Here is a 19,158-nt window from a genome sequence, read left to right as displayed (position 1 = left end):
CGGCTCGAATCACACGGGCAATGCCGGCCGCGCTTGCGCCAGAATCGCCGGCAATGCCTCGAACGAATCGATCAGCGCGTCGCAGAGCGGCAGGTCGGCGCCGCTCGCGCTGCCATAGCCGTAGCTGACGATGAACACCGGCATCTCGGCCGCGCGCGCCGCCGCGACATCGACCGATGAATCGCCGACCAGCACGCAACGTTCGGGCTCGACATCGAGCAGCCGGCACGCGTGCCAAAGCGGCTCGGGCGACGGCTTCATGCTCGCCACGGTGTCGCCCGCGACCAGCCCGTCCAGATAAGCGGCAAGCCCCGTTTTGTCGAGCAGCGCCGCCGCCAGCGCCTGCGGCTTGTTGGTCACGCACGCGCAGCGGTACCCGTGCTGCCGCAACGCGCGCAGCCCGGCCATCACGCCAGGAAAAACCCGACCCAGCTTTGCGTTGGTCACCGCGTAATGCCGCTCGAACACGGCCTGCGCGTGGTCCAGTTCGACGCGCTCGCCGAGGCCCGCCGCATCCAGCGAGCGTTGCACGAGCTTGCGCACGCCGTTGCCGATGAAGCCGGTCACCCTGTCGTACGGCAGCGGCGTGGCGCCGAAGTCCGTCAGCATCAGGCCGGCGGCCGCGACGATGTCCGGCGCGGTATCGACCATCGTACCGTCGAGATCGATCAGGACAGCGTGGTAGTCGCGGTTCATTGCCATGACGCGCTCGCGCTCGCCTGGTCCGCGTTCAGTGCGCCGTGCGCGGCCGAATCGAAACGACGCGTGGCGTCTTGATGCCAGCGGCGCAGTGTCGCCAGATCCACCCCGCGATGCCATTCGCCGCGCACCATCGGCACGATCGGCGCGTGCGGATCGCCAAGATGAGGCAGCACGGCCAGCGCGCCGTCGAAGTCCTCGCGCGCGGTAAAAGCGCTCGGCGTGACGACGACGGGCACGCGCGCGGCGCGCGCTGCCAGCAGGCCGTTGCGCGAGTCCTCGAAGGCGAGACAGGCCGCGGGCTGCAAGCCGAGCTGTTCGAGCACGTGGCGATAGACGTCGGGGGCGGGCTTTTTCGCCGGCGTGGTGCCGGCGTCGCCGATTGCCGCGAAGCGATGGCGCCAACTGGCGCCGAAATGCGCTTGCAGCAGCGCGTCGAGGTTGGCGGGCGTCGTAGTCGTCGCGATCGCCACGCGTAGACCGGCCTCGTTCGCCTCGTCGATCAGACGCGCGATGCCGGGTCGTAGCGGCACGCCGCGCTCGCGCATGCGCTCGGTGTAGTGGCGCGTCTTCAGCGCGTGCAGCGCGTCGACGGCCTCTCGCGCTCGCGGGCCCCCGGCTTCCTCGCACTCGACCGTGCGCCAGTAATGCAGCAGACGCTCCTTGCCGCCGGCCACTTTCAGCAAGCTGGAATAGAGCGCTTCGTCCCAGAACCAGTCGAGGCCCGCTTCCGCGAACGCGGCGTTGAATGCGTGCAGATGAGCAGTCTCGGTGTCGGCGAGCGTGCCGTCGACGTCGAAGATGAGGGCTTGCATCGTGCGGTCCTCGCAAGGGTGGGGTGCCGTTCAGACACGCACCACGATAGCCGAGCCGTCCGCCGATTCAAATTCAGAGATTCTTTCGCCGCCGATAAGCGGGACTTTATGTGCCGGCACGCACCGAACACGCACGCCGCGCCACGTCATTTGCCCAACTGCGGGTCGGTCACGAAGCCCAGTTTCGTCAGCCCGCCACGCTGCGCCGCCGACATCACGATCGCCACCCGCTCGTACGGCACCTTGCGATCGGCGCGCAAATGCAGCTCCGGCTGCGGCGTCGCGAGCGCGGTTTGCGCGATGCGCGCGCGCAAGGCGTCGTCGGTCACGGGCTGACCGTCCCACAGCACCGTGCCGTCCGCCTGCACCGCGACGTCCACGTGCGCGGGCTTGAGCGCTTCCGGCTGACTGCTTGCGTGCGGCAGATCGATCCTGACCGCGTGTTGCAGCGCCGGAATGGTGACGAGAAAAATGATCAGCAGCACCAGCATCACGTCGACGAGCGGCGTCATGTTGATCTCGTTCATCAAACCTTGATCGTCGTCGTCGGAGAAAGGGCTCATTGCCATTCGAGGTCTCCGTCGCGGTTTGCGTTCGTCGCGTTGGTGCCGCGCGGCACCACGCGCATCTGCGGCCCGGCGCTCGACGGCAACTGCGAGCCGGTCACGAAGTACGCGTGCAAGCCGTGCGCGAAGCGCTTCAGACGCGCGACGATCGAGCGGTTCGCGCGCGTCAGGCCGTTGTAGCCGAGCACGGCGGGAATTGCGACGAAGAGCCCGAACGCCGTCATGATCAGCGACTCGCCGACCGGGCCGGCGACATGATCGATCGAGGTCTGACCGGTCTCGCCGATCACGATCAGCGCGTGGTAGATACCCCAAACCGTGCCGAACAGCCCGACGAAAGGCGCGGTGCTGCCGATCGACGCGAGAATCGCGAGGCCGCTTTGCAGGCGCGCGATCGTCTCGTCCATCGTGTCCTGCAGACGCCGGGTGATCCAGTCGGACACGTCGATGCGGTCGTGCAGATGCTGCTGCGTCTGCCGATGATGCGTCGCGGCCTCATGGCCCGCCAGCGCGAGCGCGAGCAGCGGGTTGTCGTGCGCGCCCGATTCCGGATGGCCGAGGCTGCGCAGCCCGTCGTCGAAGCGGTCCGCGCTCCAGAAGCGCGCGTCGCTCCGGGTTGCGCGCCTGAGGCGGATCAGTTGCCACAGCTTCACGATGATCACCGTCCACGACAGCACCGACATGATCACGAGCACGCTCAGAATGCCGCGCGTGACGATATCACCTGAATCCCAGACGTTTGCGAGTCCGTAGTGTTGCATGGCGAGTTCCTTCGTTTGGTGTCCCTGGTCTGATGGCGGTGCGCTCACCCTGTCGCGTCACTCGGTCAGTCCGAACACGAACGACTGCGAGTACGCGGCGCGCACCGGCGTGCCGTTTTCGGTGTACGGCTGGCAGGCGCCCGCATGAACGGCGGCGAGCGCCGCGTCGTCGAGCCGCGCGGAGCCGCTGCTGGTTTGCAGCTGCGCCGTTTCGATATGGCCGCTCAGCCCGACGACGAAACGCACGATCGCCGTGCCATGCTCGCCGCGCCGCTTCGCGATGTCGGGATAGTCGGGCTTCGGAATCGAGCAGTCGACGTGCGACACGTTGCGCGGCTCGGTCGACGCGGGCACCGCCGGATGGACGGCGGGAGCCGATGCCGCCGACGGCGCGGCGGCTGTTGGCACGGCGGCCTGCGGTGCCGCCGATGGCGCGGCGGCTTGCGTGACGGGCTGCGCGGTGCTTTCGCGTGTCGGAGACGGTGTCGGCAGAGGCTTTTCCACACTGCGCGGCACCTGCGCGCGAGACTGCGGCGCCGGTTTGACGCGCACGGCGGGGTGCGTGACCGGCGGCGTTGGCGCCGTCGGAACGACAGCGGCGGGTGGGGGCGGCGCGGGAGGTGAAACAACCGGAGCGGGAGGCTCGGGGCTCAGCAGCGACGCGGTGATCGTGCGCGGCTCGACCGGACGCTCGACGATCCGGTTACGCGCGCTCAACGCGATGGCGAGCAGCACCAGATGCGCGACGATCACGGCGCCCAGCACGATGGCCGCGCGACGGTAACCGGCCGCGGCATTCGTAGGACTTCCTGGGTTCACCATGGCAACTTGCAGCATCATCGCCACCTCCGCGCTCATTGTCCCCCGCCGACCCCGCTTTTCAAACCCGCGACGGCCGGCGCGAAGCAATTCGGGAAAATCTCCCGCCGATCCGCGTTGTCAAACAATCGTCCGGTGGGCTACCTTGAAACGATGACGCGAACCATCGCGGCGCCGCCATATCAACCCGGAGTACAACGATGCTGGAGACACGGATTTCCCCCCGACCACCACGCCGTTCCCTCGCGCTGGCCTGCGCGCTCTTGCTGGCCGCGAGCGCCGCGCATGCCGCGGCCGCGCCGCTCGCCTACGTGACGAGCGAGAAGGCCGGCGTCGGCGTGATCGATATCGACAAGATGACGCTGGCGCAGACCTTTCCGGTCGGCGCGGACGGCCCGCGCGGCCTGAGCCTGAACGCCGACGGCACGCGTCTGCTGGTCGCCAACAAGAACACGAACGATCTCGCGGTGATCGACACCGCCACGGGCAAGGTCGTCCAGCGCGTCAAGATCGGCAAAAACCCTGAATATGTGCGGGTGCGCAACGGCTACGCGTACGTGACCTACGAGCCCGGCGAGGACGGCGGGCCGCCGGGAGCCAAACCCGAGGCGAAGGGGGACAATAAGCCCGCAGCGAACGCGGGCAACAAGCCCGGCGCGGACGACGACGCGAACAAGCCGCCCGCCGAAATCGCGATCATCGATATGAAAAACTGGCACGTGATCCGTTCGGTCACGAGCGGCCACGAAACCGAAGGCATCGAATTCTCGCGCGACGGCCAGATGATGCTGGTCACCAACGAAGGCGACGATACGGTGTCGATCTATCACGCTCGAACCGGCGCGCCGATCCGAACCGTGAAGCTCGCGGCGGGCGGCCGGCCGCGCGGCATCCGGCTGTCGCCTGACGGCAAGCATTATGTTGTCACGCTGGAGTCGCTCAGCAAGTTCGTCGTGATCGACGCGCACACGTTCGAGGTAGTCAAGACCGTCGACACCAAACTCGGGCCCTATGGCGTCGCGTTCGGTCCCAACGGTCAGCGGCTTTTCGTGGCCGCCGCGCGCGACAAGGTGGTGCAGGTGTTCGACGGCCACACGTACGAACATGTCGCCGACGTGCCGGTCGGCCAGCGCTGCTGGCATTTCAGCTTCACGCCGGACGGCTCGAAGCTGATGGTCGCTTGTGGTCGCTCCGACGCGGTCTACGTGCTCGACGCGAAGAGCTATCAGCCGCTCAAGCAGATCGGTGAGCTGCCGCTCGCGTGGGGCATCGTCACGTATCCGCACAGCGACGGCTCGATCGAATCGCATTGAGCGAGGCGGGCGAATGAGCTGTTATCGGGTCCTGCCATACCAGTACGTTCGCGCGCGGCACCGCCGCCGCGAGCTGTTCGCGGGTGAGGATCATTGCGCGTCTCCAAAAACGAAACAGCCCCGTCGAAGCGGGGCTGTGTTGATGAAACAGGCGGGGAAATCAGGAAGTGCGACGCGTCGCGAGTGCCCGGTCGATGAACCAGAAGGTCACCATCCCGCTAAAAATTTCCATGTCACTTGACGTCCAGATGAGATTCGTCGCATCCGCAAGCGATGCAACGAGCTCGTTCAAGAAGAAGGACTCCCTAAGTCAGCAACCTATATAAGAGAGCAGGCGACCCGCCGCGCAACCGACTACCTTTTGATGAGCCGCCTGACGGCGAGTCGGACAGACTGCGGGAGCCTGGAAAAAGCCCCGCGGGAGAGGCGATACAAAACATATCTCGTCATCACGCGGATAATCTTCTTGTCGAGGGGCAAGGAGTTCAGCGTGGTTTTTGGAAAGACCTCATAGTCGGACGGTTGCCCAAAGCCCAAAAACATCGAGATCTGGTCATTCAACCGGGTGATGAATTCGGTGTTGACGATAATCGGCTCGGACCTTTGGATTTCGCTGTCTACCTGGAGGAAGACGCTTTTCCTGACGAAAGTCTTGTTGTTGACGGGCCTCGCTCTGTGTATGCCGTATGTGTTGTAGATCAGCAAGGAGCCACTGGGCATCTTGAAGCTTCTGATCGCGGACTCGTAGTTCGCTTCGATAAACTCGTCGGTATAGTCGCTATATGCCTTTTCGCCCGACCAAAGATGAGAGCCTTCGATATATTGAAACTCGCCATCCTCGACCTCCGAGACATAAAAAATAAAGATGATTCCCGGAATATGAGCGAATGCTTTGTCAGTCTTGTTGTCGGTGTGCCACTGCATATGGTGTCCACCATATGTTTCATAATAACGCAGCGCTTTCAGCCGGAATTCGTTGCCCAGATATCGCTCGCAGATTTTGAGCACTAACGACGAGGTGGCAAAGTCGTAGAAGGTCTTCGAAACTGCGAGAAGATTGGTCAGGTAGTACTGTTTCTCGGAGTAGACGCCGCTGATGGAGTTTTCATTCAGCCCAATTCTCGTTTGTGTCGCGTCGCGCTCGATGGCTTTCAGCGTGCATTGCGATATCGCCGAGGGGAAGGCGTAATATCCTTTTTCATTTAGATCGCTGACGATCTGATCGATGTCGACAGAGAGAAACTCACTGCAAAATAATGCTGCTTCATTTTGCTTGTCACCGGCCCGGACACGACGTGAGCTTGCCGGTGTCTCGTCGACGCTGATTTCAAGGCTGCAGCCCGAATCGTCAATATTGAGGGGCGCGCTTGCCATTGCTTTCTCCCATGGTTTTTTCGACCTCTCACTGCCCGTTTGTCGAATCGAAATGGACAAATGGATGTTAGTTGCAGGGACGTAGTCGAAATCGCGGAGTCGGAAGACGACAAGATTTTGGCCAGCCGAGACCCGAGGCTGCGCCAGTTAGCGAAAAGATCACGAGCCGTGATCTCTGATCGTCTCCCGTTTGTGTGACGAGAACCGCGCCTGGCGCCGCGAAGCCGAAACCGGAGCCGCGGCAGCTGAAGAGGCACCGGCGCCTCTGTTTCATTTGCAACACTCCCGCCGCTCATGCGACGTTCATTGGGTTGCATCGACCGGTTGAATCCGCCCGGTCTCCGCTTCGCGAAAAAGCGCGACGTTTGCTTCCGGGCAAGCGGTTCCGAGCATGAAGTACGTCATATAGAGCATCCGCAGCAGACTCACCATCGTCTCTGCCGTCCCGTGCCCGGATCGAAAGACCGCCAGAGCAAGATGGCCTTCCAGAGAAAGATCGCTCAAGAAAGCCACACGCACCATAAAGCCCTCGATTGAAGAGTTCCTGCATAGGGACCGGCAGGTTTTGCGTCAGGAATACAAATGCGGTGCCGTCGACAACCCAGTACCGTACGAGCCATCTGCCGCCACAGCCGGTCCCTGCTGATCGAGGATTGTTCAATCAGTGCCGTATTGAGGTGACCGTGGCCCGTAAAGCAGCCCGTTCGGCGGCCCGGCGTGCAGAAGCCGATAGCTCGTCACTCCGGCAATATCGTGCCCCCTGGCCGCGTTAGCCTCCACCGCGCGGGAGATCAGGTCCGCCTGATCAATATTGGTCGCGTCCAGGCCCGCGCCCTGGACGGTAATCATGCCGCCAGTGACGTTGAAACCGCTCAGGTTGCCGCCCGCATCGAGCATCGGCGTACCGGTGGTGAGAATGCCGCGCGTGGTATTGATGAAGCCGCCGCCATCGACCACGATCCCCGAACCGTTTGCCACGACGACTTCGGCCCTGTTGCCCGCCACTTCGAGATAGCCGCGCAACTTGCTGGGCGAATTGCTGTTGACCTGGTTGAGAATGATCCGCGCGGATTGGCCTGGCGAAAGATTCGGGTTACCACTCACCTGTCCTGCGAGTTGCGTGTTCGTGATAACGGGCGAGTTGTTCAGGATCGCGCCGTTCTTCTGCACATCGAACTGCGAATACGTATTAACCGAAACACCCGCATTCGACGCCTTGTTGATATCGACCTGCGGCAGGCCATTGCGCGTCTGGATGACATTCGGCGCGTGCGCGCCCGAGGGCACGATCTGCGCATCCGCGAGAACAGGTGCGAGTCCGCACAGCACCAGCGCGGCGAAAGCTGCGTGACGCATGGCGAACAGTGTGATCGGGCGCCGTGAGGCCGATGAATGGGTCGCGCCCTGACTTGCGTTGCCGTGGGCAATGGCGGTTTCCGCAACAGCGACGAGCATACTCCGGCACCGGCTGAAAACCAGCCTGAACATGTTCTTGTTCATTCTGCATAGCGTATTTTTTAACCTGCCGAAAAATACCTCATACCACCGCTCGGGTAAGTTAACAATTGTCAATGCAGTGCGAAGCAACAACAGAAATCAAAAACAGGAATTGTCTGATGGACGCAAAGCGCCAATATGCGCAGACGAGATATGCAAACGAATAAACGTCTGCTTCTCGCCGTGTAATTGAAAAAGGCGCCATCAAGCCACCTTCATTGGAATGCCGACAGAACCGGTTAGTGTTTTGCCGTGGTAAAGCCAGGAGTCACAGGTCTGCCGTTTTTTGACGTTTATTGTCAATGTTTGTCAAAACGGATCTATCCTAAATTAAAACTGTTGACTGTGATTCCTTTAGATGGTTAGTTCGTCGGGTGTTTTCTGGAAAATCAGAAGAGGTCAAATGGAACAACAGAAACAGGACGGCACTGGGGACGAGGAAGAATGCCTGCTTTGCCGTATCACCTATTCGATCTACTCAAACTTTCCGCCAATGCCATCCGCAATGGCGCTGAACATCGAAACCGGCGAATGGTTTCCGTTCGATAGGCTGAAGTCGTATTCAAACGGTTACGAGATGGCCGTAGCCCTGGGCACCGCATGGGCGTGCGATTGTCGCGGGCGCTCACGACAAGCGGACGACGCGAGCATGGCAAGCTCGCTCTATGGCAGCAGCCCGCGCGTGCCGGAGAATCTCGGCAATGCTCAGTCGTTCGTCTATCAGCCCGACATGCCGGACGGCGACGCTGTGCAACTCGCCGGCGCCGATGGTCGGCCCGGTAACAATCAGGCGCAGAACAAGCAATTTAAGGCGGTGGTCAAAGCACTTGGACTAAGCAAGAATCAAGCACGCCGCCTTCACTACGATATTCAGATGGACGATCTTGAGTATCACGGCATGATGGAGCGCGCCCTGGACCTGTTTGGAGACAAATTGGAATGATCGATACGAAAGAGCAGGTAGGACTTCACCTTTCCGCCTTGATCGGGCTTAACGTTAGCGGAGTGGCGCACGCGGCCGACATGCTTACGTTACAGTTCGGTCCGCTTCGGGAGGTAAAGACCGGCAGAGGAACCATCAAGTATCTGGGCGATTGGGCGCTCCATATTCAGTGCGACTGGCGCATCGAGCAGGGACACGTGATCGTTGCGTCTTATTCGGACTTCGCAGCGTCTGAAGAGAGAACGAGAGTGACAACGGAACGAATCCGTGATCTCCTTGTGACACATGGCCCAACGGCTGTTTTGAATATCGAGGCGGGCGAGAACGGTGATGCCGTCATTTTGCTGGCGAGAGATATGCGACTAGTCATTCTTGCGGATGCGATACCTGATGATGAGGACTGGCGCCTATTCCCCTCGAATCCCGACGCGAAGCATTTCGTGATCGAGGGTGGCAAGGTCGATCCCTGGTCCTTGTCGTAAGGAGAGACTGGACATTGAGCGTCCCCTCATTACCGGTATTCCTGGTAATCGTCAGATGACGCTCGACATGGCAGAGGTATCGACATTGAATAAATTTTGGAGGTGCTTCTTGCTGGTCATGGCGCTTTGCAGCTTTCGGCCGATATTTGCCGATGAGGTGATCAACGATTCGAATTGCATGCAGTACCTGGGCGGTGGCGGATTTGGAGATTTTGATTGCTATGAGCATCATGCAAGATCCCTTGAAGTCGACAACAAGAAACTGGCGAATTCAATTAAATCCGCACGAGGCATCAAAGGCGCGAGCAAGGCTGAGCTCGATCGGTACATGCGCGCACAAGATGAATCGGCAAAGGCTTGCGATCTAGCCCCTAAACTAGCTTATGATTGGAATATTGAAGAACCGCCAAAAACACACGTGGATATGTACGATGTCACGGGAGCGCGCTGCCATTATTCAATTCGCAAGCAGCAAAACGAAATCCTGCGCGACCTCTATTCGATAAAAACGGGTTGAACGACCCGTTTCGGCGGGGCCATTTAAAGGCGGGTCACGCAGGCAAGCGGCACCACCACGACTGAGCATCGGCCACGTCGCTTATCAACTCGATCCCGCGAGCACGAAGTCGTTAGGCATCAGACCTCGGGCTTACGGGTGCCGCGACGAGGCGTACATATTCCTCAAAATCCGCGCCGCGTTCCCCGGCATTGCGCTCGTGACGAAGCCTCAGGCGGCGGAAGGAGCGAAGCCATGCGATCCGCCCCGCCAAGCACCACTACTTCCACGCATACCTCATCCCCACCCAGAACCCCCTCGGCGCACCCGGCCCGACGAACTGCTCGTTGACCGGCGCCGTGCCGTTGAACGTATTGCCCGGTCCGGTAAAGAAGTTCTCCCCGAGCGCGCCGAAGCTCGCATAGCGCTTGTCGAGCAGGTTCGACACCGACGCGAACACCTGCAACTGCTTCGTCACCTGATACGAGGTGTCCATATCGATCAACAGATAGCCGGAGATCTTGCCGTTCACGTCCTGGTTGTTCTCGTCGCCCTGCGCGTAGATGCTGCCGCGCCACGTCAGATTCGTGCCGATTCGCCATTTCGCGGTGGCCGCGTAATCGAGCCGCAGCTTGACGGTCGTCGCCGGAATGCTCGGGATGTGATCGCCGGGATGCACGGTGATGTTGCCGTTCGCGTCGGCGCTCGAGTTGCTGGGGCTGCTTTCGACCCATGTCGACTGGTAGGTCGCATTGACGTAGCTATAGCTGCCGGTCACCGTGAACGGACCGTACTTCGTCTGCCCAGCCAGTTCGACGCCTTGCCGGCGCGTGCGCCCGACGTTCTGGAAAAACCCCTGCGAACTGCCCGCGCCGTTGCTGCTGATGAACTCGATGTCGTTGTCGAGCGTCGTGCTGTAGGCAGCCGCGCTCCATGTCGTGTTGCCGCCGATCCTGCCGCGCGCGCCGACTTCATAGGTCTTCGAAATGACCGGCTGCAACGACGGATCGGAGATGAAGTCGTTCGGCAGCGAACACGGCGCGTTCGGATCTGCGCAGGCCAGCTCGATCGCGGTCGGCGAGCGCATGCCCTCGTTGTAGGTCGCATAGGCGGTGAGCGCCGGCGTCGGATTCCAGTTGATGCCGACCGCCGGATTGAAGCGCGAGAACGTATGGTGGCCGTCGAGCTGCGGCTGCGTGCCGGATTCGTCGCCGATCGTCGCATCGGCCCAGTTGTAGCGGCCCGACAGCGTCAGCGACCACTGCGGCGTCAGCGACAGCGTGTCCGTCAGGTAGATGCCGTAGTTCGTGTTGTGCGTGTTCGCGTTGGTCTGCTGTGCGAAATTCCCGATGCCGACCGTCGCGCGCGAATCGGTAAACGCCGCGTCCTGCGACGACTGCGTGAAGCGCGAGTCGGCGGCATCGACGGCCATGCCCGCGATGAACTGGTTCTGCATGCCGCCGAGCTTGCCGAGCAGCGTCAGTTGCAGGCTCGCGCCGTAGCTGTCGGTCGTCACGGTGGACTGTACGTTGGTCGCCTGCAACGTATCGACGGTGCCGTCGGGATTGATCGTGCCGTAGTCGTTGTTGACGTTGCTGCTGGTGTTGGCATTGCGAAAGTGCCGGTAGTACGCGTTGCCGCTCAGTTCGACGTTGTCGTTGAAGTAATGATCGCCCGACAGCGTCAGGTAGCCGGCGCTGTTCTGATTCTGATCGGGATACGTGTACGGTTGCCTGGGGTTACCGAGGAACGAGCGCGGAATGGTTTGCGCGCCGTGCAGATCGTTGTCCGCGCCGCCGGCCGATAACGACAGCGTCGTGTCGGCGTCGGTATAGCGCAGCTTGCCGAACGCCTGGCGGATGCGGCTCTCGTTCTGCTCGGCCCAGCCGTTGTCGTTCGCGGCGTTGGCGGTGAAGTAGTAGTCGAGGTTCTGGCCGATCGTGCCGCCCTGTTCGATCTGCGCGGCCTTGCGTCCCCACGAGCCGCCCTGAATTTCGGCCTCGCCGACCGGGTTGTCCTTGCCGTTTTTCGTCGTGATCGACAGCGCGCCGCCGAGCGTATTGAAGCCGAAAGTCGGATTGGAGCCGGGGATCAGCTGCATCGTGTCGATCGCCTGTTGCGGCAGCAGGTCCCAGTTCACGACGTCGCCGAACGGTTCGTTCACGCGCACGCCGTCGACGAATACCGACAAACCTTGCGGCGTGCCCAGCAGCGGCGACGCGGTGAAGCCGCGATAGAACAGGTTCATCTGATACGGGTTGCCCTGCGCGTCGGAGATCGTGACGCTAGGCAGATTCGCCGCGAGATAGTCGCTGAGCGTCTGGCGGCCCTGCCGTTGGATATCGGCCGCGTGGACCGTCTGCACGTTGGCCGGCACCAGCGTGAGCGGCGTGCCGATGCCGAGCAGCGGCGTGGTGCCTACGACGACGATCGGCGCGAGGGTCGTGGTGGGTGTCGTGTTGCTGTTGGCGTTGTCGTCGGCCGTGCCGGAAGAGGCAGCGGAAGACGCCGAGGCCGGCGCCGACGCCGCGACTGGCGCCTCCGCCTGCGCCCATACGCTCGTGGACAGACCGGCGAGCGCGCCGCCGACGCAGAAGGTGATGCCGGCACGCCGCTGAAGCCGGCGTTTGCGGCGTGCTTGTGATCGCATGCTCATCGTTATTGTCTCCTGCCGGCTTGATAGGTGCGCGTGTCGCGCATTGTTCGACGTTGGTGTAAAGCTTCGCATACGCGTCTGTAAGACGCGCGGGAGCTTTTCCCGATCTGCCGGGGAAGCGTTCCCAAACTCGCGCAAAACCCGCTGCGTGTGCCGGCGCTGAGTAGAATGCAAGCGTCATGTCAAGCGAACCGATCCACTCCTCTTCCGCTGACCGAGCGCCGCCAGCGTCGCCGATATGGCGCGACCTCGGCTGGGTCGTCGCCGTGACCGTGCTCGCGGCGGTGCTCGGCGCCGCCTTCGATCTCAGCGAGAAGGTCTACCGGTTCACACGTGGCATGGAGCGCTTCCAGCTCGACGAGTTGCCGGGCGCGCTGTTCGTGCTGTCGATCGCGCTCGCGTGGTTCGCGTGGCGCCGCTATCGCGATGCGCGCCGCGAACTGCGCCATCGCCGCATGCTCGAGGAACAGGCCGAACGACTGCTCGCCGACAACCGGCGCCTTGCCAGTCAGGCGCTGCAGGCGCAGGAACTGGAGCGCCGCCATCTGGCGCGCGAGCTGCACGACGAACTGGGTCAATACCTGAACGCGATCTCGCTCGACGCGGCGCGCATCCGCGATCTATCGGGCGAGCGCGAGCCGGAAATTCATCGCATCGCGCTCGGGCTGATGCAGAGCGCGACGCATGTGTACCGCGAGATCGGCGGCATGATCCGCCGCCTGCGGCCGATCGGTCTCGACGAATTCGGCTTGCCGAGCGCGCTCGAACATTGCGTCGACGGCTGGCGCGAGCGCTTGCCCGAGGCGTCGTTCTCGATGACGATCGAAGGGGATTTCAGCGGCCTCAGCGATGCGTTGACGATCACGCTGTACCGGCTCGTGCAGGAAGGACTGACGAATGTATCGAAGTTCGCGCGCCGCTCGCGCGTCGAACTGTTCATGGTGCGCGCGCCGCGCGAACAGAACGGCACGCAGATCGACGAGATCGTCGTCACGATGGCCGACGACGGCCCCGGCACCGATCTGACCAGGCCGCGCAGCGGGCTCGGGCTGATCGGCATGCGCGAACGCGTCGAGGCGCTCGGCGGCGAATTTCACATCGCGAGCGAGCCGCAGCGCGGTTTTCTGTTCTGCGCGCGCGTGCCCGCTCAGGCGGGGCTGGCCGAGCCCGTGAACTGAAGCCCGAGGCGGCTTGCCATCTGCGCGAGCTGTACGCCGTTGTCGGCGCCGAACTTCTGCCGGATCACCGATTGGTGGTTGGCCACCGTTTTCTGACTCAAGCCCAGCTTTTCGGCGATGCTCGGCAGCGTATAGCCCTGCACGAGCAGCCGCAGCACCTCGAACTCGCGCGCCGACAACTGACGCCCCGGTGGCCCTTCGTTGAACGCGGTGCGCAGCGCGAGCGCCTGCGAGATGTCCGGGCTCAGGTAGCCGGCGCGCCGCGCAATCGAGCGCACCGCTTCGACCAGCACGTCGGGCGCGCTCGCCTTGGTCACGTAGCCGAGCGCGCCCGCGTCGAGCGCGCGCCGCACGAAGATCGATTCCTCGTGCACGCTGAAGATCAGCACGCGCGCGTCCGGTTCGCGCGCGAGCATGCGCCGCATCGCTTCGATGCCGCTTGCGCCCGGCAACGCCACATCCATCACGACCACGTCGGGCCGCAGCGCGCAAAAACGCTGGTAGGCCTGCGCGGCGTCGCCCGCTTCGCCGCACACCTCGACGTCGGCATTCAGTTCGAGCAGACGGCGGTAGCCTTCGCGCACGACCGCATGGTCGTCGACGAGCAGAACGGCGATGGTGTCGGCACTCATGATTGGTCTCCGGGTGACGCCCGGTTATCGCCGCCGGCGTCGGGCTCGCGGGCAGCGGCCGCGAACTTGCGTGAGTTGGCGTCGTTGCGGAACAGGATCGGCTGTTCGCGGGCCGCTGCTGTCGCTTCGGTTTCCGATGCAGATCCCGATGCTGCACGCCGCACGATCTTGACCACGGTGTCGTGAAACGGCGACTTGTCGCAGACCGGGTCGGCGTTGGCCGGGTCGCCGGTCAGCAGGAAGGCCTGGCAGCGGCAGCCGCCGAGATCATGTTCCTTTTCATCGCAGCTGCGGCACGGCTCCTTCATCCATTGCAAGCCGCGAAAGCGGTTGAACGCGTCGCTGTCGTACCAGATCTCGCGCAACGGCATGTCCTTCACGTTCGGCAGCGTCAGGCCGGGCAGGCCGCGCGCCGCGTGACACGGCAGCGCGGCGCCGTCGGGCGCGACGCCGAGGAACACCGCGCCCCAGCCGTTCATGCAGCGCTTCGGGCGGCGCTCGAAGTAGTCGGGCACGACGAAGAAGATCTTGCAGCGCTCGCCATGCGTGCGGCGATAGCGCGCGACCACCGCTTCGGCTTCTTCGAGCTGCTGTTGCGTCGGCATCAGTTGCGCCTGGTTCTCGCGCGCCCAGCCGTAGAACTGCGTGTTCGCCAGCTCCAGATATTCGGCGCCGAGAGCCAATGCCATCTCGATGATCTTGTCGACATGCGGCAGGTTGTAGCGATGCAGCACGCAGTTCATCACCATCGGAAAGCCGTGCCGTTTGAGCGCGACGGCGACGCGCTGCTTGAGCTCGAAGGTGCGCGTGCTGCTCAGGAAGTCATTCAACTGCTGCGTCGAATCCTGGAAGGACAACTGGATGTGATCGAGCCCGGCGGCCTTCAGATCGCCGAGGCGCTGATCGGTGAGACCGACGCCCGACGTGATCAGGTTCGTGTAGAAGCCGAGCCTGTGCGCTTCTTCGACGAGTACTTCGACGTCCTCGCGCACCAGCGGCTCGCCGCCCGAAAAGCCGAGCTGCACCGCGCCGAGCGCGCGCGCCTCGCGCAGCACGTCGAGCCATTGCCCGGTGGTCAGTTCGCGGTTGTGATCGGTGTAGTCGAGCGGGTTGTAGCAGAACGCGCAATGCAGCGGACAGCGATAGGTCAGCTCCGCGAGCAGCCACAGCGGCGGCGGCACGACGGCGGCCGCGCTGCTTTGCACTTGCGCGCCGGGTTGAGAGCCAGGTTGAGAAAGATCGGTCATCGCGCTACTCCAGCCAGCCGCGCCCATGCGCGTCGGCGATGAAGGCCCGCACCTCGCTGCCGATGCCGGTCGTGTTGAACGCCTGTTCGAGGTCGGCGATCAGCGTATCGATGTCGCGTGTGCCGTCGCAGCGCTTGAGGATTTCTCCCGCGCTTTGATTGAGCTTCACCATGCCCTCGGGGTACAGCAGCACGTGCGCGTTCTGCGCGGGCTCCCATTGCAGGCGGAATGGCTTCGCGATCGCGAGCGGCGTGGCGGGGTCGGCGCGTGTCGAGTCGTTCATTGCGGAAACGCCTTCTCGATCGCGTCGAGCATGGTCCACAGAATGTCGAGCTTGAACTGCAGGATGTCGAGCGCCCGTTCCTGCTGATCGCGTCGCGTGAAATGGGCAAGCGTGACCTCGAGTCCGTGCTGCACATCGCGCTGCGCGAGTGAGATGCGCGAACGGAAATACGCGAGGCCCTCCGCTTCGATCCACGGATAGTGCTCGGGCCAGCTCGCGAGCCGGTCGCGATGCACCTGCGGCGCGAACATTTCGGTCAGCGACGAGCACACCGCTTCCTGCCACGGCGCGCGGCGCGCGAAATTCACATACGCGTCGACGGCGAAGCGCACGCCCGGCGTCACGTGTTCGAGCGACCATAGTTCGTCGCGCGTGAGGCCGACCGCGTCCGCGAGACGCGCCCAGGTTTCGATGCCGCCTTCCGCGCCATCGTATCCGTCGTGATCGAGAATGCGCAGTACCCAGCGGCGGCGCGTCTCGCGGTCCGGACAGTTCGACAGCACGGCCGCATCCTTCAGCGGAATATTGATCTGGTAGTAGAAGCGGTTCGCGACCCAGCCGCGAATCTGCTCGCGCGAGCAGCCGCCGCTATTCATCTTCACGTTGAACGGATGGTGGATGTGATAGGCGGTGCCCTTCGCGCGCAACTGCGCCTCGAATTCTTCACGGCTCCAGGCGGGTCGGTCGATGCCTTGAGTTCCCGTGGTACTCACGTCGCGTGTTGGTGTCGTGTCCTGAATGTCTTTCGCGTTCATGCCGTCTCCGTTTTATCGTCGTTCACAGCCGCGCCTCGTTACCGCATCGCTGCGTACTCTTCACTGCGCGCCTCAAAGCTCGAAGCTCATTGCGTCGTACGCGACCTCGATGCCATGCTCGCCCAGCATGCGCCGCTCGGGGCCGTCTTCGATCAGGATCGGATTCGTGTTGTTGATATGGATCAGCACTTTGCGTTTCGCGCCGAGCGAATCGAGCGTTTCGATCATGCCGCCCGCGCCGCTCTGCGGCAGATGGCCCATATCCGCCGAGGTCTTCTTCGACAGGCCGAGGCGGATCATTTCGTCGCCGGTCCACAGCGTGCCGTCGACGAGTAGCAGATCGGCCTCGCGCATCGCCGCCAGCACGTGCGGCTCGATCGCGCCGAGCCCCGGCGCGTAGAACACGCGCCGGCCCGATTGCAGGTTCGTCAGCACGAGTCCGATGTTGTCGCCGCGCTCCGGCGCATCGCGATGCGGCGAGTACGGCGGCGCCTTGCTCGACAGCGGCAGCGCGTCGATGCGGATGCCGGGCAGCGCGTCGACGGCGAGCGGCGCGCCGTCGAGCGCGATACGGCGGTGCTCGACTCCGCAGTAGTGCGACAGGATCGGCGCGACCGGAAAGCCGGAGCGGAGGTCTTGCCAGACCGCGTCGGTCGCGTATAGCGGCAGCGGGGTGTCGCGTTCGCGCAGCATCAAGAGGCCGGTCACGTGGTCGATCTGCGCGTCGATCACGAGCACCGCGGCGATGCCGCTGTCGCGCGCGCGCCGCGCGGGTTGAAGTTCGGGATGCGCGGCGATCTGCGCGAGCAGATCGGGCGATGCATTGACGAGCAGCCAGTCCTCGCCGTTCGCGCTGACCGCGATCGACGACTGCGTGCGGCGCGTCGCCTTCACCGTGCCGCGACGCACTCCGTCGCAATTGCGGCAATTGCAGTTCCACTGCGGAAAGCCGCCGCCCGCCGACGAGCCGAGTACCTTGATCTTCATGCCGCGCGACGCATGCTGCTGCGCCCCTCTTCGACGGTGGGAGTGAACATCGCGGTGAGCGCCTGCGCGACGCATGCATGCAGCGCGGGGTCGCTCGCCAGATGACCCGCCGCGCTCACAGACTCGACGCGCGCCGACGGAACCGCGCGCGACAGACGTCGCAGATTGCCGCGCGGACACACCGGATCGCGCCCGCCATGCACGGCCGCAATCGATACCCCGGCCGCCGCCGCGCGGCGCGCGAGCGACAGCAAACGCGTCTCGCCGAGCCAGCAGCGATGCGCGAGGTAGTGCGCCTGAATCCGGTATTTGCCGATCAGCTTGCGCGCGTGGCGTCGGGATTCGCGTGGGTTTCGCAGGTTCGCACCTCGTCGTGCGGCGCCTCCCGGCGATGCGCTCGCGAGCACCGCGTTTTCATAGCCGCGCCAGGCCAGCGCGAGCGCGCGTTGCCGCGCTTCATTCGCGCCGTATTGCAAGGTGTCGCCGCAACGCGCGGCCAGGGTCGCGGGCTGCTCGCAGCGAGCAGCGGCACGCAGTCTCGACCACGCACGCGGCGCACGCTTGCGTGACCCGATGAACAAACCGCGCACTTCGCGCGCGGACGTCAGGAACAGGCCGCGCAGCACGACGCCCGTCACCGACCGCGGACACCGCCCCGCATACGCGAGCGCGAGCGCCGCGCCCCACGATCCGCCGAGCACGCCCCAGCGCGCGAAGCCGAGCCGCGCGCGAATCGCTTCGAGATCGGCGATCAGATAGTCGGTGCGGTTGTGGCGCACGCTGCCGTGCGGCGTCGAGGCACCGGTGCCGCGCTGGTCGATCAGCACGACGCGAAAGCGCTGCAGATCGAACAGCCGCAGCACGCCGGGCTGACTGCCGCTGCCTGGACCGCCGTGCAGCACCGCGACCGGCACGCCGTCGCGCGCGCCGGCCAGCGCATACCACACGCGATGGCCATCGCGCGTGCGCAGCGTATGGACTTCGAGCGCGGCGGCCGCCTGCGTGTGGCGCGATAAGCTTCGCATCGTCATGGCAGCATCCTCGCGAGCAGGTTGTCGCGATCGATCCACTGATGCTTGAACGCGCCCGCCACGTGCAGCACGATCAGCACGATCAGCGCGAAGCCGATGGCGTGATGAAGGCCGAAGAACAGTGCGCGCAGATGCGCGTCGTCCCAGCCCCACTTCGGCAGCAGGATGCCCCAGAAGCGGGTGCCGTAGGTGTTGAACGACGAGCCGAGATACCCGGCAAGCGGCATCGCCACCATGCCGACATATAAAAGACCCTGCGTAGTGCGCGCGGCGGCGCGTTGCCACGGTGGCATCGGCGGTAGCGGAGGCCGGTGAAGGACCAGCCGCGCGACGATGCGCAAAAGCACCAGCAGGAAAACCGTCAGTCCGAGCGACTTGTGCAGATTGATCAGCGTCGCCTTGACAGGCAAGCCCTTCGGCAAGCCGACCATATAAAGCCCGAGCGCGAGCAGCCCGACGATGCCGAGCGCGATCAGCCAGTGCAGCGCGATCAGCAGCCCGGCATAGCGCGGGCCGCCGGCGCTGGCATTTGCGTTGACGTTGATATCAGGCTTCGCGTTTGCGGAATCCGCTGTCGTCATGCCCTGTCTCCATGCAACATCGTTGCGGGACGTTTCTTTTTCG

Annotated in this window: 20 protein-coding genes and 1 pseudogene; 5 read left to right on the top strand and 16 right to left on the bottom strand. The window is 63.6% G+C overall.

Features of this window, described 5'->3' with window-relative positions:
- Positions 1 to 9: 9 nt before the first annotated feature.
- From gph to HDG37_RS24635, 5 genes are all read right to left on the bottom strand, one after another.
- Positions 10 to 702, bottom strand: coding sequence for a phosphoglycolate phosphatase (gph, locus tag HDG37_RS24655; protein WP_184052075.1), 693 nt, complete (start codon positions 700 to 702; stop codon positions 10 to 12).
- Positions 693 to 1,514 (bottom strand): HAD family hydrolase, encoded by an 822-nt coding sequence (locus HDG37_RS24650; protein WP_184052073.1) that lies wholly within the window; start codon positions 1,512 to 1,514, stop codon positions 693 to 695. Before HDG37_RS24650 ends, gph begins: the two co-directional genes overlap by 10 nt.
- Before the next feature lie 146 nt (positions 1,515 to 1,660).
- Positions 1,661 to 2,083: a biopolymer transporter ExbD gene (locus HDG37_RS24645; RefSeq protein WP_184052071.1), complete on the bottom strand. Its 423-nt coding sequence runs from the start codon at positions 2,081 to 2,083 to the stop codon at positions 1,661 to 1,663.
- Entirely contained in the window at positions 2,074 to 2,841 is a 768-nt protein-coding gene (locus tag HDG37_RS24640; RefSeq protein ID WP_090809011.1) for a MotA/TolQ/ExbB proton channel family protein, read from the bottom strand. The genes HDG37_RS24645 and HDG37_RS24640 overlap by 10 nt, the downstream gene beginning before the upstream one ends.
- Positions 2,842 to 2,898: 57 nt before the next feature.
- A complete protein-coding gene (locus HDG37_RS24635) occupies positions 2,899 to 3,681 on the bottom strand; it encodes a TonB family protein (protein ID WP_260334976.1) in 783 nt (260 codons plus the stop codon).
- Between the two features lie 179 nt (positions 3,682 to 3,860).
- On the opposite strand from HDG37_RS24635, the gene HDG37_RS24630 reads away from it, so the two are divergent.
- A complete protein-coding gene (locus tag HDG37_RS24630; RefSeq protein WP_184052067.1) occupies positions 3,861 to 4,973 on the top strand; it encodes a beta-propeller fold lactonase family protein in 1,113 nt (370 codons plus the stop codon).
- A gap of 354 nt (positions 4,974 to 5,327) precedes the next feature.
- On the opposite strand, the gene HDG37_RS24625 is transcribed toward HDG37_RS24630, so the two are convergent.
- From HDG37_RS24625 to HDG37_RS24615, 3 genes and pseudogenes are all read right to left on the bottom strand, one after another.
- The gene (locus tag HDG37_RS24625) at positions 5,328 to 6,347 is read right to left on the bottom strand and encodes a phytanoyl-CoA dioxygenase family protein (protein ID WP_184052065.1); all 1,020 of its coding nucleotides are present in this window, start codon (positions 6,345 to 6,347) and stop codon (positions 5,328 to 5,330) included.
- Positions 6,348 to 6,650: 303 nt separating this feature from the next.
- Positions 6,651 to 6,851: a hypothetical protein gene (locus HDG37_RS24620; protein ID WP_184052063.1), complete on the bottom strand. Its 201-nt coding sequence runs from the start codon at positions 6,849 to 6,851 to the stop codon at positions 6,651 to 6,653.
- Between the two features lie 258 nt (positions 6,852 to 7,109).
- Positions 7,110 to 7,847: pseudogene (locus HDG37_RS24615) on the bottom strand (filamentous hemagglutinin N-terminal domain-containing protein); the annotation flags it as partial.
- A gap of 400 nt (positions 7,848 to 8,247) precedes the next feature.
- Between HDG37_RS24615 and HDG37_RS40065 the strand changes: the two are divergent.
- Genes HDG37_RS40065 through HDG37_RS24595 form a run of 3 tightly spaced genes read left to right on the top strand, consistent with a single transcriptional unit; the run spans position 8,248 to position 9,786 of the window.
- Entirely contained in the window at positions 8,248 to 8,787 is a 540-nt protein-coding gene (locus HDG37_RS40065) for a hypothetical protein (protein WP_311541563.1), read from the top strand.
- On the top strand, positions 8,784 to 9,269 hold the full coding sequence (locus HDG37_RS24600) for a hypothetical protein (protein WP_090809023.1): 486 nt from the start codon (positions 8,784 to 8,786) through the stop codon (positions 9,267 to 9,269). Before HDG37_RS40065 ends, HDG37_RS24600 begins: the two co-directional genes overlap by 4 nt.
- Positions 9,270 to 9,324: 55 nt before the next feature.
- On the top strand, positions 9,325 to 9,786 hold the full coding sequence (locus tag HDG37_RS24595; RefSeq protein WP_184052059.1) for a hypothetical protein: 462 nt from the start codon (positions 9,325 to 9,327) through the stop codon (positions 9,784 to 9,786).
- Positions 9,787 to 10,045: 259 nt separating this feature from the next.
- On the opposite strand, the gene HDG37_RS24590 is transcribed toward HDG37_RS24595, so the two are convergent.
- On the bottom strand, positions 10,046 to 12,421 hold the full coding sequence (locus tag HDG37_RS24590) for a TonB-dependent receptor (RefSeq protein WP_184052057.1): 2,376 nt from the start codon (positions 12,419 to 12,421) through the stop codon (positions 10,046 to 10,048).
- A 179-nt stretch (positions 12,422 to 12,600) separates the two neighbouring features.
- On the opposite strand from HDG37_RS24590, the gene HDG37_RS24585 reads away from it, so the two are divergent.
- Positions 12,601 to 13,599 (top strand): histidine kinase, encoded by a 999-nt coding sequence (locus HDG37_RS24585; RefSeq protein WP_184052055.1) that lies wholly within the window; start codon positions 12,601 to 12,603, stop codon positions 13,597 to 13,599.
- Here the strand turns inward: HDG37_RS24585 and HDG37_RS24580 are convergent.
- The 7 genes from HDG37_RS24580 to HDG37_RS24550 all read right to left on the bottom strand — a co-directional run bounded on the left by HDG37_RS24580 (position 13,569) and on the right by HDG37_RS24550 (position 19,115).
- Complete coding sequence (locus HDG37_RS24580) at positions 13,569 to 14,231, bottom strand: response regulator transcription factor (RefSeq protein WP_184052053.1); 663 nt, start codon at positions 14,229 to 14,231, stop codon at positions 13,569 to 13,571. The two genes, HDG37_RS24585 and HDG37_RS24580, sit on opposite strands and share 31 nt — an antisense overlap.
- Positions 14,228 to 15,478: a pyrroloquinoline quinone biosynthesis protein PqqE gene (pqqE, locus tag HDG37_RS24575; RefSeq protein WP_184052051.1), complete on the bottom strand. Its 1,251-nt coding sequence runs from the start codon at positions 15,476 to 15,478 to the stop codon at positions 14,228 to 14,230. Before pqqE ends, HDG37_RS24580 begins: the two co-directional genes overlap by 4 nt.
- Before the next feature lie 4 nt (positions 15,479 to 15,482).
- Entirely contained in the window at positions 15,483 to 15,761 is a 279-nt protein-coding gene (gene pqqD, locus HDG37_RS24570; protein WP_090809033.1) for a pyrroloquinoline quinone biosynthesis peptide chaperone PqqD, read from the bottom strand.
- The gene (gene pqqC, locus HDG37_RS24565; RefSeq protein ID WP_184052049.1) at positions 15,758 to 16,516 is read right to left on the bottom strand and encodes a pyrroloquinoline-quinone synthase PqqC; all 759 of its coding nucleotides are present in this window, start codon (positions 16,514 to 16,516) and stop codon (positions 15,758 to 15,760) included. Before pqqC ends, pqqD begins: the two co-directional genes overlap by 4 nt.
- Before the next feature lie 72 nt (positions 16,517 to 16,588).
- Entirely contained in the window at positions 16,589 to 17,503 is a 915-nt protein-coding gene (pqqB, locus tag HDG37_RS24560; RefSeq protein WP_184052047.1) for a pyrroloquinoline quinone biosynthesis protein PqqB, read from the bottom strand.
- A complete protein-coding gene (locus HDG37_RS24555; RefSeq protein ID WP_184052045.1) occupies positions 17,500 to 18,534 on the bottom strand; it encodes an alpha/beta fold hydrolase in 1,035 nt (344 codons plus the stop codon). The genes pqqB and HDG37_RS24555 overlap by 4 nt, the downstream gene beginning before the upstream one ends.
- On the bottom strand, positions 18,531 to 19,115 hold the full coding sequence (locus HDG37_RS24550; RefSeq protein WP_409260242.1) for a cytochrome b: 585 nt from the start codon (positions 19,113 to 19,115) through the stop codon (positions 18,531 to 18,533). The genes HDG37_RS24555 and HDG37_RS24550 overlap by 4 nt, the downstream gene beginning before the upstream one ends.
- Positions 19,116 to 19,158 lie beyond the last annotated feature (43 nt).

The organism is Paraburkholderia sp. MM5384-R2, from assembly GCF_014201025.1.
Taxonomy (GTDB): domain Bacteria; phylum Pseudomonadota; class Gammaproteobacteria; order Burkholderiales; family Burkholderiaceae; genus Paraburkholderia; species Paraburkholderia tuberum.
This window is presented reverse-complemented; position numbering and strand designations above follow the sequence as displayed.